The sequence below is a fragment of the Euzebya pacifica genome, from assembly GCF_003344865.1.
Lineage (GTDB): Bacteria > Actinomycetota > Nitriliruptoria > Euzebyales > Euzebyaceae > Euzebya > Euzebya pacifica.
This window is the reverse complement of sequence record NZ_CP031165.1, coordinates 3,284,410-3,300,771: the sequence shown is the minus strand read 5'-3', so window position 1 is coordinate 3,300,771 and position 16,362 is coordinate 3,284,410. Positions and strand designations below refer to the sequence as shown.

Genomic DNA, 16,362 nt, shown 5'->3' with positions numbered 1-16,362 from the left:
CCCCTCCCATGAACGCCGACGAGTTGCGCTCGACCCTGACCCTGACCAGTGACGGCCTGATCCCCGCCATCGTGCAGCAGCACGACAGCGGCGAGGTCCTGATGATGGCGTGGATGACGCCGGACACGCTGGCCGAGACCCTTGCCCTCGGCGAGACCGTGTTCTGGTCCCGCTCCCGCAAGGAGCGCTGGCACAAGGGTGCGACGAGCGGCAACACCCAGAAGGTGATCTCCGTCGACGCCGACTGCGACGCCGACACGCTGCTCATCCGCGTCGACCAGGGCCCCGACGGCGTGGCCTGCCACACCGGTGCGCGCACCTGCTTCGGCAGCCGGATCGCCACCTCGTGAACGGCTACCGCCCGGACCGCGACACCTACGTCGCCCTCGCCGCCGACCACGTCCTCGTGCCCGTCGTGCGCGAGGTGCTCGCCGATGTCTCCACCCCCGTCAGCGTCTACGACCGCCTGCGCGGGCCCGGGTCGTTCCTGCTGGAGTCCGTCGAGCACGGCGAACGCTGGGGCCGCTACTCCTTCACCGGCCTCAACCCGCTGATCTCCCTCCGTGCCCGTCACGGCCAGGTGGCCGTCACCGGTCCCGTCCCCGACGCGGTCGCCACCGCTGCCGACACCGGCGACCCCCTCGCCACCATCGAGGCGCTGCTGGCGTCCCTGACGGTCCCCGACCTCGACGACATGCCCCCGCTGTTCGCCGGCCTCGTCGGTTACCTCGGCTGGGACATCGTCCGCCACATCGAGGACCTGCCCGACGACACCCTCGACGACCAGGGCCTCGACGACGTCCGGATGATGCTCCCCGGGCAGGTCGTGGCGTTCGACCACCTCCGGCAGCGGTTGATCGTGGTCACCAACACCATCCCCGGCGACGACCCCGGTGCCGACTGGGACCGAGCGGTCGCCGACACCGAGGCGCTGGTCGCCCGGTTGGCCGAACCCATCACCGCCCCGGTCATCCCGCCGCCGCAGCCCAGCCGCGTCGAGCGGGCCGAGTCCAACATGACCCCCGAGGCCTACATGGCCAGCGTCGAGGCGTGCAAGGCCTACATCCGTGCCGGCGACGCCTTCCAGGTCGTGCCGTCCCAGCGGTTCTCCCTGGACACCGACGTCGACCCCCTGGCCGTGCACCGCGTGCTGCGCGTGATCAACCCCTCGCCGTACATGTACCTGTTCGACTACGGCGACCTGCAGATCGTCGGGTCCTCGCCCGAGGCGCTGGTGACCGCACGCAAGGGGGTGGCGGAGATCTGGCCGATCGCCGGCTCGCAGCCGCGCGGGGAGAGCGAAGCCGAGGACGCGGCCTACGAGGCCACGCTGCAGGGCGACGAGAAGGAACGGGCCGAGCACGTCATGCTCGTCGACCTCGCCCGCAACGACCTGGGCCGGATCTCCCGGACCGGATCGGTCAGGGTCGACGACTTCATGTCCGTCGTCCGCTACAGCCACATCATGCACTTGGTCTCACGCGTGCAGGCCGAGGTCAACGAGGGCATGAGCGCCGTCGACGTCATCCGGGCCACGTTCCCGGCCGGCACCCTGTCGGGCGCGCCCAAGGTCCGGGCGATGGAGATCATCGACGAGGTCGAACCGACCCGACGGGCGATCTACGGCGGCGGTATCGGCTACGTCGACCTCGCCGGCAACGTCGACCTGTGCATCGCCATCCGCACCCTCGTCTTCCACGGTGGCCGTGCCCACGTGCAGGCCGGTGCCGGCGTCGTCGCCGACAGCGTGCCCGAGAAGGAGTACGAGGAGACGCGGAACAAGGCCATGGCACTGCTTTCGGCAGTCCGTGCGGCCGAGGCGTGGGAAGCGGGATGAACGCGCGCAACGCCGCGCTGCTGACCCTCGCGGCCGCCCTGCTGCTGCTCGGCGCCAGCGTCGCGGACTGGGCCACCATCACCGTCGACGAACCCTTCGGCGAGGAGGTCGTCGTCGAACGCACCGAGACCGTCGCCGGTCCCGAGGTCGCCGGCAACCTGATCACCGTCGGCCTCGCCGCCCTCGTCGTCGCCGGGCTGGCCGTCCGTTGGCCGAAGCTGGGAGGGGTCACCGTCGCGCTGGGCCTGGTCGGCGCCGTGACCGCCATCGACGGCCTGGCCCCCGATGCCGGCGTGGCCACGAGCGCGCCGAGGATGGCGCTGGCCGCATGTGTCGGCCTGGTCGCCGGCGGCGGCATCGCCGTGGCCTCGACCACCAGACGGTCCGATGCCGGTGACGCCACCGCCCCGTCTCGCCCCGACGGTCCCTCGCGCTATACGGTCGAGGCCGTTCGCGGTGACGCGGCTGCCGGTCCCGACGACTGGGAGCTGGCCGTCGCCGACGACGAGAGCGCCGACCCCGATGCCATGACAGAGGACGACACGTGACCCGCCTGGCAGCCCTCGACCTGGGCTCCAACTCCTTCCACCTGCTGGTGGCCGACACCCGGCCCCGCGGACGGATCAAGCGGGTCACGACCCGCAAGAAGACCATCCGCCTGGGCGAACCGGTCTCGCGCACCGGACGGCTGGGCAGCGAGGCGTTCGGCCGCGCGGTCGAGGCCTTCACCACCCTGGTCGAGCTGGCCGACGACGAAGGGGCCGACAAGGTCATCGCCGTCGGCACCGAGGCGCTCCGCGTCGCCGAGGACGGTCCCGAGTTCCTGCAGCAGATGAAGGACCGCCACGGCGTCCCCGTGCAGCTGCTCGACGGCCTGGACGAGGCCGCCCTGTCGCTGAAGGGCATGGCGTGTGCGCTCAACCTGCCGCCCGAGCAGGAAGTCCTGGGGCTCGACCTCGGCGGCGGGTCCCTCGAGGTCGCGCTCGGCGGCACCAACGGCATGGTCTCCGGCGCCACCTTCCCGCTGGGCGGCGCCAAGCTGGTCGATCGGATCTCCGACCCGCCACGGCTCCACGAGCGGGCAGCGTTGCATGCCATGGCCATGGAGCTGATCCAGCCGGCCGCCGACAAGGTCCTCGCGGCGCGGACCACCCCCGACGAGCCGCTCGTCGCGCTGGCGACCGCCGGCAGCATCCGCGACATCGCCCGCTTCGGCCTCGCGCTGACCAGCGGCTCGGCGCCCGCCAAGGTGCGCGGGATGATGGTCAGCCGCGAGCAGATGGAGCTGGCCTACTCCCGCCTGTGCTCCGTCGACGCCCACGACCGGATGGACCTGCCGGGCATCAGCTCCAAGCGTGCCGACCTGCTGCCCGCCGCGGGCATCTCGGTCCTTGCCGCCATGGAGGCGTTCGGCCTGCAGTCGATCACCCTGTGCGACTGGGGGCTGCGGGAGGGTGTCCTGCTGGACCTCGGCGCCGACGGCCACATCGTCGACCACGACTTCGTCGTCGACCGGGAGGACCGCCGTGGCTGATCGTCGTGACTTCCTGGCGATGGTGTGCCGCGAGGCGGTCGACCGTGTCGCTGCCGACCGTGCGATCGAGTCCACCGCTGCGCTGCAGGACCGTGTGGCTGGCCTCCCCGCCCCCCGCGGGTTCGCCGAGTCGCTGGCCCGTCCCGGCGTCCGCGTCATCGCCGAGGTGAAGCGGGCCAGCCCGTCGCGCGGCCACATGACCGACATCCCCGACCCGGCCGGCCTGGCCAGCGCCTACGTCCGCGGTGGCGCTGCCGCGGTGAGCGTGCTGACCGAACCCGCCCACTTCGGGGGGTCGCTGGAGGACCTGCGAGCCGTGGCAGCCACCGTCGATGCGCCGGTGCTGCGCAAGGACTTCGTCGTCGATGCCCACCAGCTGTGGCAGGCCCGTGACGCCGGTGCGGCCGCTGCGCTGCTGATCGTGGCTGCCCTCGACGACGAACCCCTCACCGACCTGATGGTCGCCGCCCACGACGCCGGACTCGACACCCTCGTCGAGACCCACTCCGCAGCGGAGGTCCGCCGGGCGGTCGCCTGCCACGACGCCGCCGCGACCGGACGGACCCTCGTGCTCGGCGTCAACGCCCGCGACCTCGTGACGCTCCAGGTCGACCGTGACCACATCGCCAGGGTCCGCGCCGAGGTCGACCTGCCGACCGGCGCGCTGCTGGTCGCCGAGAGCGGTGTCCGCGGCCCCGAGGACGTCCGGGCCTACGCCGACGTCGACGCCGACGCGGTGCTGGTGGGGGAGCACGTCGCCACCCACGACGACCCCGAGCAGGCCGTGCGCGAGCTGGCCACCGCCGTCCCGACCTCCAGCCAGACCTGACCCGCCGCCGCCACCAACAACCGCCCCGGATCCCAACTCCGACGAGGAGTCACCAGTGAGCACCGTCGTCCCCCGCACCGAAGAGCCCCAGTTCGGCCGCTTCGGCGGCCAGTACGTCCCCGAAGCCCTCATGGGCGCCCTCGACGAGCTGGACACCAGCTTCGCCGCCGCCATGGCCGACCAGGCCTTCCTCGACCGCATGAACGGCCTGCGCGCGGAGTACGGCGGCCGTCCGACGGCCCTGTACCGGGCTGACCGCCTGACCGAGCACGCCGGCGGGGCAACGGTCTGGCTCAAGCGCGAGGACCTGGCGCACACCGGCTCCCACAAGCTGTGCAACGTCCTCGGCCAGGGCCTGCTGGCCCAGCGGATGGGCAAGCCGCGCCTGATCGCCGAGACCGGCGCCGGCCAGCACGGGGTGGCCACCGCCACCATCGCGGCGCTGCTCGGCATGGAGTGCGTGGTCTACATGGGGGAGGAGGACTGCCGCCGCCAGCGCCTCAACGTCGTCCGCATGCGGCTGATGGGCGCGGAGGTCATCCCCGTCACCTCGGGCACCCGGACCCTCAAGGACGCCATCAACGAGGCCATGCGCGACTGGGTCACCAACGTCGAGTCGACCCACTACCTGATCGGGTCGGCCATGGGCCCCCACCCGTTCCCCACGATGGTCCGTGACTTCGTGAAGGTCATCGGCCAGGAGATCCGCTGGCAGATGATGGAGCGGACGGGGGGCCTGCCCGACGCGGTCGTGGCCTGCGTCGGCGGCGGCTCCAACGCCATCGGCGCCTTCCACGAGTTCATCGGCGATCCCGACGTGCGCCTCGTCGGCGTCGAGGCCGGCGGCTCGGGCATCGCCTCCGGCGCCCACGCAGCCACCATCGGCGGCGGGACCGAAGGCATCCTGCACGGTGCTCGCACCATCGTGCTGCAGGACGACTTCGGCCAGGTCATCCCCACCCACTCGGTCTCGGCCGGACTGGACTACCCGGGCATCGGTCCCGAGCACGCGTGGCTTGCCGACACCGGCCGCGCCACCTACCTCAACGCCACCGACGAGGAGGCGCTGGACGGCTTCAAGCTGGTGTGCGAGCTGGAGGGCATCATCCCGGCGCTCGAGCCGGCCCACGCCATCATCCCGGCCCTGCGGATCGCGCGAGAGGTGGGGGAGGGCGGCAACGTCGTCATCAACCTGTCGGGCCGCGGCGACAAGGACGTCGACGAGGTCGCCCGCGTGCTGGAGATGACCGACGTCAAGGTGAGCGAGGACAACGCATGAGCACGACCACCCCGAAGGTGTCGGAGACCATCCGCGCCGCCAACGACGACGGGCGCGCCGCGCTGGTCATCTACCTGCCGGCCGGCTACCCCGACATGGAGACCTCCCAGGAGTGCCTGGAGGCTGCCGTCGAGGGTGGCGCCGACGTGCTCGAGGTCGGGTTCCCCTACTCCGATCCGCTGATGGACGGTCCGGTCATCCAGGCCGCGAACCAGGTGGCGCTGGACGCGGGCTACACCCCGGTCGACGACGTCGCCATGTGTGACCGCCTGACCGCCGTGGTCGACGCGCCCGTGCTGGCGATGACCTACTTCAACATCGCGTGGCACTACGGCGGGGTCGAACGGCTCGACGGATTCGCCGAGGACTGCGCACGGGCCGGCCTGTCCGGGGTGATCCTGCCGGACCTCCCGGCCATTGAGGGCGGCCCGTGGCAGGCGACCGCCGACCGGATGGGGCTGGAGACGGTGTTCCTGACCTCGCCGGCCTCCACCGACGAGCGGATCGGCGCGGTCGCCGACCGGACCACCGGCTTCGTCTACGCAACCTCCACCATGGGCGTGACCGGCGTGCGCGAGTCCCTGTCGGACCGGGCCGCCCCGCTCGTCGACCGCATCCGTTCGGTCACCGACAAGCCGGTCTGTGTCGGCATCGGCGTGTCCACCGCCGAACACGCCCGCGAGGTCGCCGGCTTCGCCGACGGCGTCATCGTCGGCTCCGCGGCCGTGCGTGCCGCCACCGATGGCGGCCCGAAGGCCGTCCGGAAGCTGGTGGAGTCCCTCGCCAGGGGCGTGCGCGAGGCCGACCGGGGCTGACGGCCCCGGCCGCCCGGGGCGGTTCAGCCCTCGGCCACGAAATCAGTCCTCGGCCACGAACCAGACCACCCCGAGCGGGGGTGCGCTGATCACCGCCGAGGACGGCAGGCCGTGCCACGGCTGGTCGGTCGCCTCGACCCGCCCCATGTTGCCGACGTTGCCGCCCCCGTAGATCTCGGCGTCGGTGTTGAGGGCCTCCCGCCAGCCCCCGGCGTGGGGCAGGCCGATCCGCAGGTCGTGGTGGGGCATGGGGGACAGGTTGGCCACCACGGCCACAGCTGGGTCACCGTCGGCGCCGTAGCGCACGAACGCCAGCAGGTTGGCGTCGGCGTTGTTGGCATCGATCCACTGGAACGACGTGGGGTCGTCGTCACGGCGCCACAGGGCCGGCAGCTCCCGGTAGACCCGGTTGGCGTCACGCACCAGGTCGCGCACCCCCGCGTGGGCACCGTCGAGCAGGGACGGCCAGTCCAGCTCGCGTTCCTCCGACCACTCCCGCTCCTGGGCGATCTCGCCACCCATGAACAGCAGCTGCTTGCCGGGGTGGCCCCACATCCAGCCGTACAGCGCCCGGAGGTTGGCGAACCGCTGCCAGCGGTCGCCGGGCATCTTGCCGATCAGGCTGCCCTTGCCGTGGACGACCTCGTCGTGGGACAGCGGCAGCACGAAGTGTTCGCTCCACGCATACATCATCCCGAAGGTGAGCTGGTTGTGGTGCCAGCGCCGGTAGACGGGCTCCTTGGAGAAGTACGACAGCGTGTCGTGCATCCAGCCCATGTTCCACTTGAACCCGAACCCCAGGCCGCCGAGGTGGGTGGGGCGAGACACGCCCGGCCAGGCGGTGGACTCCTCGGCGACGGTGAACGCGTGGGGGTTGCGCTTGTAGGCGGTGGCGTTGACCTCCTGCAGCAGCTCGACGGCTTCGAGGTTCTCCCGACCGCCGTGCTTGTTGGGCACCCATTCGCCGGACTTGCGGGAGTAGTCGAGGTACAGCATCGAGGCAACCGCGTCGACGCGGAGGCCGTCGACGCGCAGCGATTCCAGCCAGAACAGCGCCGACGCCATGAGGAAGTTCTTGACCTCGGTGCGGGCGTAGTTGAACACCAGGGTGCCCCAGTCGGGGTGTTCGCCCTGCCGGGGATCGGCGTGTTCGTACAGCTTGGTGCCGTCGTAGTTGGCCAGCGCCCACTCGTCCTTGGGGAAGTGAGCGGGGACCCAGTCGACGATCACGCCGATGCCGCGGTCGTGCAGGCTGTCGACGAGGTAGCGGAAGTCGTCGGGGGTCCCGAAGCGCGACGTGGGCGCGAAGTGGCCGGTGACCTGGTAGCCCCACGACCCCCCGAAGGGATGTTCGGCGACCGGCAGGAACTCCACGTGGGTGAAGCCGAGGTCCTCCACGTAGTCACCGAGCTCGTCGGCCAGCTCGCGGTAGGTGAGCGGGCGACGCCCGCCCTCGGCGTCGGGGTCGTCGGTCCACCGCCACGACGCCAGGTGCACCTCGTAGATCGACATGGGGCCGTGCAGGTGGTCGGTGGACGGCGGCGCGGCCGTCCACTCGTAGTCGCCCTTCCAGACGCGGCTGGCCGTGCCGGGGGGCACGTCGGACCACTTGGCCCACGGGTCGGCGCGCAGCACCAGGCTGCCGTCGGCGGTGACGACCTCGTACTTGTAGTGGGCCCCGTCGGGCACGTCGGGCACGAACAGCTCCCAGATGCCCGAGGACCCCAACGACCGCATCGGGTGCAGCCGGCCGTCCCACGAGTTGAACTCACCGACGACGCGCACCGACTGGGCGTTGGGCGCCCAGACGGCGAAGGCGACCCCGTCGATGTCGTGCATCGTCCGGGGGTTGGCGCCCATGGCCGTCCACGCCTGCTCGTGTCGGCCCTCGGCCAGCAGGTGCATGTCGACCTCGCCGAGGCTGGGCTCGAAGGCGTAGGCGTCGACCAGCTCGAAGGTCTGGTCGTCGGGGTAGGTGATCCGCCAGCGGTAGGTGCCCGGGTCGGGTTCGGTGGCCGTGGCCACCTGGAACAACCCCGCCACGACCTCCTCGGCCGATCCGGCGTCCGCGCCGACCAGCTCGGCGGCCAGCGCCCCCGGACGCCAGGTCCGCACGACCCAGGAGCCGTCGGCGAGCTGATGGCGGCCGAGCAGGCTGTGGGGGTCGTGCAGGCGACCGTCGCGGAGGGCCTGTACGGCCTCCCCGATGTCGGGTAGGTCGGGCTCGGCGGCGCTGGGCGCGGCCGGTGGGGCCGGCTCGGGCACGGGTGGGACCGGCGCCTGGCCCTTCTTGCCCTTCTTGGACTTGTTGCCCTTCGGCGAGCCGGACGGGTTGGATCTGGTGGGCATGGTGGCTCCCATCGGGGCGAGTGCCTGCAGGGGGATCTGCAGCCAGTCAGGACGGTTTGCGGCCTCGTAGCGGGCCTCGTACAGCAGCTTGTCCAGGACGAAGAGGTCCAGCCACGGGCGGTCCACCGCGCCGTAGCCGTCGAGGAACCCCTGCTCGGCTCGTCGGCGCCATCGCGCGGCGGCCTCGGGATCGCCGCCGGCGCGGACGGCAGCAGCCTCGGCGTAGGCGAAGGACCGCAGCATCCCGGCGACGTCGCGCAGCGGATGGTCGGGGCGACGGCGTTCGCTGACGGGACGGCCCGGTTCGCCCTCGAAGTCCAGGATCATCCAGCCGTCGGCCCCGTCGGTGATGACCTGGCCGAGGTGGAAGTCGCCGTGGATGCGTTGCAGCCGCCCCATCGTCGACGGGGTCGCCGCGCGACGGTTGGCGACGGCGTCGACCAGGCCGTCACCGACCTCCGGGACGGTTCGCGTGGTGGTCCGCGCGTCCTCCATCAGGCGGTTGCGCATCCGATCGGCGTCCTCGACGGTGGACTGGCGGACCTCGAGGGTGGACGCCAGCGCGCGGTGCATCTCCGCGGTCAGCCGGCCGAGGTCGGCCATCCCGTCGGCGACCCCGTGGTGGCCACCGCCGGCAGCCTCCTCGACCGCCCCTTCCCACGCACCGGCCGACCCGTGCACGTAGCGGGTCATGACGGCCATGGCTGCGTCGTCGGGGCCGGTGATGACCCCCAGCAGCGCGGGGGTGCCCTCGAAGCCGGCGGTCGTCAGCGCCTCGGTCAGCTCCACGTCCGGGTTCGGACCCGGTTCCAAGCGACGGATCACCTTCACGGCGACCTGTTCGCCCAGCACGACGGAGGTGTTGGACTGCTCGACACCCATCAGCCGTTCGGTGGGTGCCGGATCCGGAGCACGCCCCACGGGCCGTGCGGTCACGGTCGCCCCGGAAGCGGCACGCAGGTGCTGGCCACGACGGGCGACGTCCAGCAGCGACAGCGCCGCACGGGGGGCCGAGACGAGCTCGGTGACCGGAACCCCGTCGACGGTGCCGAGCAGCGGTTCGGCCTCGTGCAGCCGCCGGGTCAGCACCAGCTGCCAGCTGCCCGAGGGTGCGTCGTCGGTGTGGTCCACCGTCACCGTCACCAGCCACGTCCGCGGGTCACCCGCCACCTGCAACGGCACGGCGTCGCTGACCCGGACCGCCTCGATGGGGCGGTCCTTCGCTGCGAACCAGCGTTGTCGGGTCAGCCACGACGCCAGGTCGGGCAGGTCAGGCAGGTCGGAACGGGACGTGGCCATCACTCCTCGGGGGGCAGCAGGTCGAACCAGTAGAACCCACGGCCGGTCATCGTGAGCAGGTAACTCAGCTCGCCGATGCGGGGGAAGGGTGTGCCACCGAGCAGCTCGACGGGCTGCCACCCCGCGAACCGGGTCAGGTCCAGCTCGACGAACTGCGCCGTTGCGCCGAGGTTGGCGACGACCAGCACGTGCTGGTTGCTGTCCTCGCGCAGGAACGACAGGACCTTGGGGTTGGAGGCGTCGAGCGCCTCGAACGTGCCGGTGCCGAAGACCGGATGTTGCTTGCGCACCTCCATCATCGACTGGACCCAGTGGAGCAACGAGCTCGGATGGCGCTGCTGCGCCTCGACGTTGGTCACCTGGTAGCCGTAGACCGGATCGACGATGGGCGGCAGGTTCAGGGCCGCGAAGTCGGCCGAGGAGAACCCGCCGTTGCGGTCCGGCGTCCACTGCATCGGCGTGCGGACCCCGTCGCGGTCCCCCAGGTAGATGTTGTCGCCCATGCCGATCTCGTCGCCGTAGTACATGACGGGGCTGCCCGGCAGGGAGAACAGCAACGAGTGGAACAGCTCGATCAGGCGACGGTCGTTGTCCAGCAGCGGCGCGAGCCGGCGACGGATGCCCACGTTCATGCGCATCCGGGGGTCGGCGGCGTAGACGGAGTACATGTAGTCGCGTTCCTCGTCGGTGACCATCTCCAGGGTCAGCTCGTCGTGGTTGCGCAGGAAGATCCCCCACTGGGCGGTCTCGGGGATGTCGGGCGTGGACCGCATGATCTCCACGATCGGCGCCGCCTCCTCCCGCCGGGCGGCCATGAACATGCGCGGCATCACCGGGAAGTGGAAGGCCATGTGGCACTCGTCGCCCTCGCCCTCGCCGAAGTACTCCACGACGTCCTCGGGCCACTGGTTGGCCTCGGCGAGCAGGATCCGGCCGGAGAACTCCTCGTCCACCACGCGACGGACCTTCTTGAGGAACTCGTGGGTCTCGGGCAGGTTCTCGCAGTTGGTGCCCTCCCGCTCGAACAGGTAGGGGACGGCGTCCAGCCGCAACCCGTCGAGCCCCACGTTCAGCCAGAAGCGGACGGCGTCGAGCATGGCCTCGCCGACCTCGGGGTTGTCGTAATTGAGGTCCGGCTGGTGGCTGAAGAACCGGTGCCAGTAGAACTTCTCGGCCTTGCTGTCCCACGTCCAGTTCGACGTCTCGGTGTCGACGAAGATGATGCGGGCGTCGTCGTACCGTTCGTCGGTGTCGGACCAGACGTACCAGTCGTGCTTGTCGGAGCTGGGGTCACGCGCCTCCTGGAACCATGCGTGCTGGTCGGAGGTGTGGTTCATCACCATGTCGGCGATGACCCGGATGCCCCGCGCGTGGGCCGCCTCGATCAGCTCGGCCACGTCGTCGACGTTGCCGTACTCGGGCAGCACCTTGTAGTAGTCGGCGATGTCGTAGCCGCCGTCACGCAGCGGCGAGTCCATGAACGGCAGCAGCCACAGGCAGTCCACGCCCAGCCACTCGAGGTAGTCCAGGTTGTTGGTCAGCCCCCGGATGTCGCCGGTGCCGTCGGCGTTGGAGTCGCTGAAGCCGCGGACCACGACCTCGTAGAAGATTGCGTGCTTGTACCACTCTGGGTCCGGGGTCAGCATCGGCGTGTTCTGGCTCCTCTGTGGTCAGCGGCTCTGTGGTCAGCAGGTTGTGGTCAGCGGGGCGGACGGATCTCGAAGACGTGGAGGGGTTCTCCCCAGCTCGGGTCCAGCCGTACCCAGTTGGCGTGGCTCTGCCACGTCCACGTCTGGCCGGTCAGCAGGTCGTGCACCTCGAAGGGCACCTCACCCCCGTCGATGCCCAACCACCACAGGTCCAACCACGTCCATCCCTCCTGCGGGTGGTGCTGGTCGAGGTTGACGACCGTCAGCAGGACCTTGGTCCGGTCCTCGCTGGCGCGCGAGAACACCAGCAGGTTGTCGTTGTCGACGTGGTGGAAGCGGATGTTGCGGATGTCGCCGAGGACGTCCCGGTGGTCGCGACGGATCTCGTTGATCCGGGTCACGAACGGCGCGATGGAGTGGCCCGCATCGAAGTCCCGCGGGCGGTAGGCGTACTTCTCGGAGTTCAGGTACTCCTCGCTGCCGGGCCGGACGGGGACGTGCTCGAGCAGCTCGTAGCCGGAGTACATCCCGTAGTTGGGGCTCGTGAGCGCTGCGAGGGCCAGCCGGACCTTGAACGCCGCCGGCGCACCCGACTGCAGGTACTCGTGCAGGATGTCGGGGGTGTTGGGCCAGAAGTTCGGCCGGAAGTAGTCCGCCTGGTCGGTGTGGGCCAGCTCGGTGAGGTACTCGGTCAGCTCGTGCTTGGCGTTGCGCCACGTGAAGTAGGTGTAGGACTGCGTGAACCCGAGCTTGGCCAGGCGCTGCATCATCACCGGGCGGGTGAAGGCCTCGGCGAGGAACAACACGTCGGGATGGTCGGCGTGGATCTCGGCGATCACCCACTCCCAGAACGGCAGCGCCTTGGTGTGGGGGTTGTCGACCCGGAAGATCTTGACCCCGTGGCCGATCCAGAAGTCGAGGACCTTCTTGAGCTCGTTGGTCAACCCCTCGATGTCGGGGGTGTCGAAGTCGATCGGGTAGATGTCCTGGTACTTCTTCGGTGGGTTCTCGGCGTAGGCGATGGAGCCGTCGGCCCGGTGGCGGAACCACTCGGGGTGCTCGGTGACCCACGGGTGGTCCGGCGAACACTGGATCGCGAAGTCCAGCGCCACCTCCACCCCGGCGTCGTCAGCGGCGGCGACGAAGGCCTCGAAGTCCTCGATCGTGCCGAGGTCGGGGTGCACCGACATGTGCCCACCGTCCTCCGAGCCGATCGCCCAGGGCACGCCGGGGTCGTCGGGCCCCGCGTGCAGGGTGTTGTTGGGACCCTTGCGGTGGCTGTGGCCGATGGGGTGGATCGGCGGCAGGTAGACGACGTCGAATCCCATCGCGGCGATGGCGGGCAACCGCGTGGCGGCGGACTCGAACGTGCCGCTGCGCACCCCGTCGGACCCGACGGACCGCGGGAACATCTCGTACCACGCGCTCCAGCAGGCGCGGTCGCGGTCGACCCACAGCGGCAGCTCGGCGGTGGCTGTGGCGTCGCGGCGATCCGGGTGCTGGCGGAGCAGCGCCAGCAGCTCCGGTGAGCGGGCGGCCTCCACGCGCTGGTGGACCGGCATGGCGTGGTCACGGAGGATCGCGGCGACCTCGGTGACGCGGGCCGGAACGGGGGCGGGGACACCTGCCGGCGCCGCATGGGACTCCAGCAACAACGCCCCCTCCTCCATTTCCCCGGACAGGTCGGCCACACCGGCGCGGTGCTTCTTGACCAACCCGTCCAGCCACGAGGCGTAGTGGTCGGTCCAGCCGACCAGCTGGTAGACCCACGCGCCGTTGCGGTCGGGCACGAACCGGCCGGTGAAGCGGTCCTGCTCGTGCGCGTCGAGCATCGCCACGTTCCACTGGTCGTCGTCGACCATGCGGTAGCGGACCATGGCCGCGACCTTGTCGTGGCCCTCGCGGAAGATGGTGGCAGCGACGTCGATGGGCTGGTCGACACAGCCCTTGGCGGCGTAGCGGCCGCCGTCGATGCACGGTCGGATGTCGTCGAACTGGATGCGGTTCCTCACAGCACGGTTGTAGAGGACGCCGACGGTGCGCGCACCCGCACCGGCAATATCGAATGCCGAGGCAGCGCGCGCGCCCCGTGCGGCCACGGACCGCCCGCCGCCGCGTCACCGTCCCGAAACCTGTGGGTGGTTCGCTTCGGCGCTGGCCACAGTACGCTGCGAGACCCCCCGAGATGCCTGGAGATGGACATGGTCAAAGCCGTCCGAACCTTTCGTGTGAGCCCGTCCCTTCCCGCCGAGCTCGGCCCGCTGGCCGAGCTCGCCGCCAACCTGCGCTGGGCGTGGGATCCGGCGACCCGAGAGGTCTTCAAGTGGGCTGACAAGCAGCTGTGGGAAGCCGTGGAGGGCAACCCGATCGGGCTGCTCGGCCGGCTGGGCCGCGATCGGATGGCCGAGCTGGTCGCCGACAAGGCGTTCCTCGGACGGCTGACGGAGGTGCGAGCGGACCTCGAGAAGTACCTGACCGGCCCCCGCTGGGCGCAGGCCCAGACACCCGCCCCACCAGGCGTCGCCTACTTCTCCGCGGAGTTCGGCATCACCGAGGTCATGCAGACCTACTCCGGGGGCCTCGGCGTCCTCGCCGGTGATCACCTGAAGGCTGCCAGCGACCTCGGCCTTCCCCTGGTTGGCATCGGGCTGCTGTACCGGCACGGCTACTTCCGCCAGCTGCTGGACCACGACGGCTGGCAGCGCGAGCAGTACCCGCACGTCAACCCCCACGACCTGCCGCTGACCCGCCTGGAACGTGACGGCGAGCCGCTGCTGGTCGAGGTCGACTTGCAGGGACGCACCGTCCAGGCGCAGATCTGGAAGGCCGACGTCGGTCGTGTCCCGCTGCTGCTGCTGGACACCGACCTCGCATCCAACCACCCCGACGACCGGGTCGTCACCGACCGGCTGTACGGCGGGGACAGCGAACATCGCCTCCGCCAGGAGATCGTCCTCGGCATCGGCGGGGTCCGGGCGCTGTACGCAGCCATCGAGGCGGGGCTGGTCGACGCCGAGCCGGTCATGTTCCACGCCAACGAGGGCCACGCCGGGTTCCTGCAGTTCGAGCGCATCCACCGGCTGATGAGCAGTGGCGGGCTGGACTTCGACCAGGCCATCGAGACCGCTCGCGCGTCGGTGCTGTTCACCACCCACACGCCCGTCCCCGCCGGCATCGACCGCTTCCCCCGCGACCTGATGGAGCGGTACTTCGCTGCCTACGCCGACATGGTCGGGGTCTCGATGGACCGCCTGCTGGCGATCGGTCGCGAACCCGGCGATCAGTCGGGCAGCATCTACAACATGGCCCTCATGGGCCTGCGGCTGTCGGCCGGCGCCAACGGCGTGTCGAAGCTGCACGGCCAGGTGTCGCGGGAGATGTTCAGCGACCTCTGGCCGGGGGTGGAGTCACCCGAGGTGCCCATCACCTCCATCACCAACGGCGTCCACGCCTCGACGTGGATCGGCCCGGAGATGGCCGCCGTCTACGACCGGGTGCTGCCGCCGGACTGGTCGCACAACCCCGACGCCTGGACGCTGGCCGGCGGCATCGGCGACGACCAGCTGTGGCGTGCCCGCGGCCGGGCCCGCGAACGCCTCGTGCAGACCGTTCGCGAGTGGGCACGTGCGCAGGGCCGCCGGCGTGGCGAGAGCAACCTCGGCTGGACCGACTCGATCCTGGACCCCGAGGCGCTGACCATCGGCTTCGCACGACGGTTCGCCACCTACAAGCGCGCGACGCTGCTGCTGAGCCAGCCCGAGCGGTTGCGCGAGCTGTTGCTGTCCACCGACCGGCCGGTGCAGTTCGTGTTCTCCGGCAAGGCGCACCCCCGAGACGACGGCGGCAAGGGCCTGATCCGCGACATCGTGCACTTCAGCCGTGATCCCGAGATCCGCACCCGGCTGATCTTTGTGGAGGACTACGACATGCAGATCGCCCGGACCATGCTGGCCGGGTCGGACGTGTGGCTGAACAACCCGCGTCGTCCGCACGAGGCCAGCGGCACCAGCGGCGAGAAGTCGGTCCTCAACGGGGGGCTGCACGCCTCGGTGCTCGACGGCTGGTGGGACGAGATGTACGAGCCGGCCGTCGATGGGGTCTCCAACGGCTTCGCGATCGGCGGGCGGGGCAACGGCTCGGATGCCGGTCACCAGGACGCCGCGGATGCCGCGTCGCTGTTCGACGTGCTCGAGCGGCAGATCGTCCCGACGTTCTACGACCGGGCCGACGGGCAGCTGCCCCGACGCTGGCTGGCCCACGTCCGGGCGTCGATCACGACGCTGGGGCCGAAGGTCCTCGCCACCCGCATGGTGCAGGACTACACCAACCAGCTGTACACCCCGCTGGCCCAGCGGGCCATGCGCCTGACCGCCGACGGCGGCAAGCGAGCGCTGGACCTGGGCGCGTGGCGTGGACGGCTGGCGACCAGCTGGGAGGGCATCACCATCGAGGACGTCGAGCTCGAGAGCGCCTCGGGGACCCTCGGCGACGACCGCGACGTCGTCGTTGACGTGCGGCTGGGTGACATCTCCCCCGAGGAGGTCGAGGTGCAGATCGTGCACGGCCGCGTTCGGGCGGACGGCACCATCGCCCAGCCGACCGTCGCCACGCTGGCCGTCGGCGACGGCCACGACGGCTGCATCCGCTACACCGGGACCATGTCGCTGGACATCTCCGGTGAGTACGGGCTGGCCGCACGTGTCGTCCCGCGCCACGAGGACCTGCGCAGCTGGGCGGAGACGGGCCTCGTGACCTGGGCGCCGGAGTAGCA

Annotated in this window: 11 protein-coding genes; 8 read left to right on the top strand and 3 right to left on the bottom strand. The window is 70.8% G+C overall.

Annotation, left to right across the window (positions count from 1 at the left end; genetic code table 11):
* The first annotated feature begins 8 nt into the window (after nucleotides 1-8).
* Genes hisI through trpA form a run of 7 tightly spaced genes read left to right on the top strand, consistent with a single transcriptional unit; the run spans nucleotide 9 to nucleotide 6,294 of the window.
* Nucleotides 9-350 (top strand): phosphoribosyl-AMP cyclohydrolase, encoded by a 342-nt coding sequence (hisI, locus tag DVS28_RS14065; RefSeq protein ID WP_114592010.1) that lies wholly within the window; start codon nucleotides 9-11, stop codon nucleotides 348-350.
* Nucleotides 347-1,837: an anthranilate synthase component I gene (gene trpE, locus DVS28_RS14060; RefSeq protein ID WP_114592009.1), complete on the top strand. Its 1,491-nt coding sequence runs from the start codon at nucleotides 347-349 to the stop codon at nucleotides 1,835-1,837. The genes hisI and trpE overlap by 4 nt, the downstream gene beginning before the upstream one ends.
* Nucleotides 1,834-2,385, top strand: a complete 552-nt coding sequence (locus DVS28_RS14055; protein WP_114592008.1) for a hypothetical protein — start codon at nucleotides 1,834-1,836, stop codon at nucleotides 2,383-2,385. The genes trpE and DVS28_RS14055 overlap by 4 nt, the downstream gene beginning before the upstream one ends.
* Nucleotides 2,382-3,371: a Ppx/GppA family phosphatase gene (locus tag DVS28_RS14050; RefSeq protein ID WP_164710532.1), complete on the top strand. Its 990-nt coding sequence runs from the start codon at nucleotides 2,382-2,384 to the stop codon at nucleotides 3,369-3,371. Before DVS28_RS14055 ends, DVS28_RS14050 begins: the two co-directional genes overlap by 4 nt.
* A gap of 19 nt (nucleotides 3,372-3,390) precedes the next feature.
* Nucleotides 3,391-4,200: an indole-3-glycerol phosphate synthase TrpC gene (locus DVS28_RS14045; protein ID WP_174236225.1), complete on the top strand. Its 810-nt coding sequence runs from the start codon at nucleotides 3,391-3,393 to the stop codon at nucleotides 4,198-4,200.
* 55 nt (nucleotides 4,201-4,255) lie between these two features.
* Nucleotides 4,256-5,479, top strand: a complete 1,224-nt coding sequence (trpB, locus tag DVS28_RS14040) for a tryptophan synthase subunit beta (protein ID WP_245973542.1) — start codon at nucleotides 4,256-4,258, stop codon at nucleotides 5,477-5,479.
* Entirely contained in the window at nucleotides 5,476-6,294 is an 819-nt protein-coding gene (gene trpA, locus DVS28_RS14035) for a tryptophan synthase subunit alpha (protein ID WP_114592005.1), read from the top strand. The genes trpB and trpA overlap by 4 nt, the downstream gene beginning before the upstream one ends.
* Before the next feature lie 42 nt (nucleotides 6,295-6,336).
* Here the strand turns inward: trpA and glgB are convergent, their stop codons facing one another.
* The 3 genes from glgB to DVS28_RS14020 are packed head-to-tail and all read right to left on the bottom strand — an operon-like array spanning nucleotide 6,337 to nucleotide 13,603.
* Nucleotides 6,337-9,942 carry a 1,4-alpha-glucan branching protein GlgB gene (gene glgB / locus DVS28_RS14030; RefSeq protein WP_114592004.1) on the bottom strand — a complete coding sequence of 1,202 codons (3,606 nt, stop codon included), beginning with the start codon at nucleotides 9,940-9,942 and terminating at the stop codon, nucleotides 6,337-6,339.
* A complete protein-coding gene (gene treS / locus DVS28_RS14025; RefSeq protein WP_114592003.1) occupies nucleotides 9,942-11,588 on the bottom strand; it encodes a maltose alpha-D-glucosyltransferase in 1,647 nt (548 codons plus the stop codon). Before treS ends, glgB begins: the two co-directional genes overlap by 1 nt.
* 53 nt (nucleotides 11,589-11,641) lie before the next feature.
* Entirely contained in the window at nucleotides 11,642-13,603 is a 1,962-nt protein-coding gene (locus DVS28_RS14020; protein WP_114592002.1) for an alpha-1,4-glucan--maltose-1-phosphate maltosyltransferase, read from the bottom strand.
* A gap of 189 nt (nucleotides 13,604-13,792) precedes the next feature.
* Between DVS28_RS14020 and glgP the strand changes: the two genes are divergently transcribed.
* Complete coding sequence (gene glgP, locus DVS28_RS14015; RefSeq protein ID WP_114594185.1) at nucleotides 13,793-16,360, top strand: alpha-glucan family phosphorylase; 2,568 nt, start codon at nucleotides 13,793-13,795, stop codon at nucleotides 16,358-16,360.
* Nucleotides 16,361-16,362: the final 2 nt, after the last annotated feature.

Excerpts from the sequence above, each read along its gene's own strand:
- hisI (WP_114592010.1), top strand. The coding sequence starts at position 9 with ATGAACGCCGACGAGTTGCGCTCGACCCTGACCCTGACCAGTGACGGC.
- DVS28_RS14055 (WP_114592008.1), top strand. The coding sequence starts at position 1,834 with ATGAACGCGCGCAACGCCGCGCTGCTGACCCTCGCGGCCGCCCTGCTG.
- DVS28_RS14045 (WP_174236225.1), top strand. The coding sequence starts at position 3,391 with ATGGTGTGCCGCGAGGCGGTCGACCGTGTCGCTGCCGACCGTGCGATC.
- trpA (WP_114592005.1), top strand. The coding sequence starts at position 5,476 with ATGAGCACGACCACCCCGAAGGTGTCGGAGACCATCCGCGCCGCCAAC.
- glgB (WP_114592004.1), bottom strand. The coding sequence starts at position 9,942 with ATGGCCACGTCCCGTTCCGACCTGCCTGACCTGCCCGACCTGGCGTCG.
- treS (WP_114592003.1), bottom strand. The coding sequence starts at position 11,588 with ATGCTGACCCCGGACCCAGAGTGGTACAAGCACGCAATCTTCTACGAG.
- glgP (WP_114594185.1), top strand. The coding sequence starts at position 13,793 with ATGGTCAAAGCCGTCCGAACCTTTCGTGTGAGCCCGTCCCTTCCCGCC.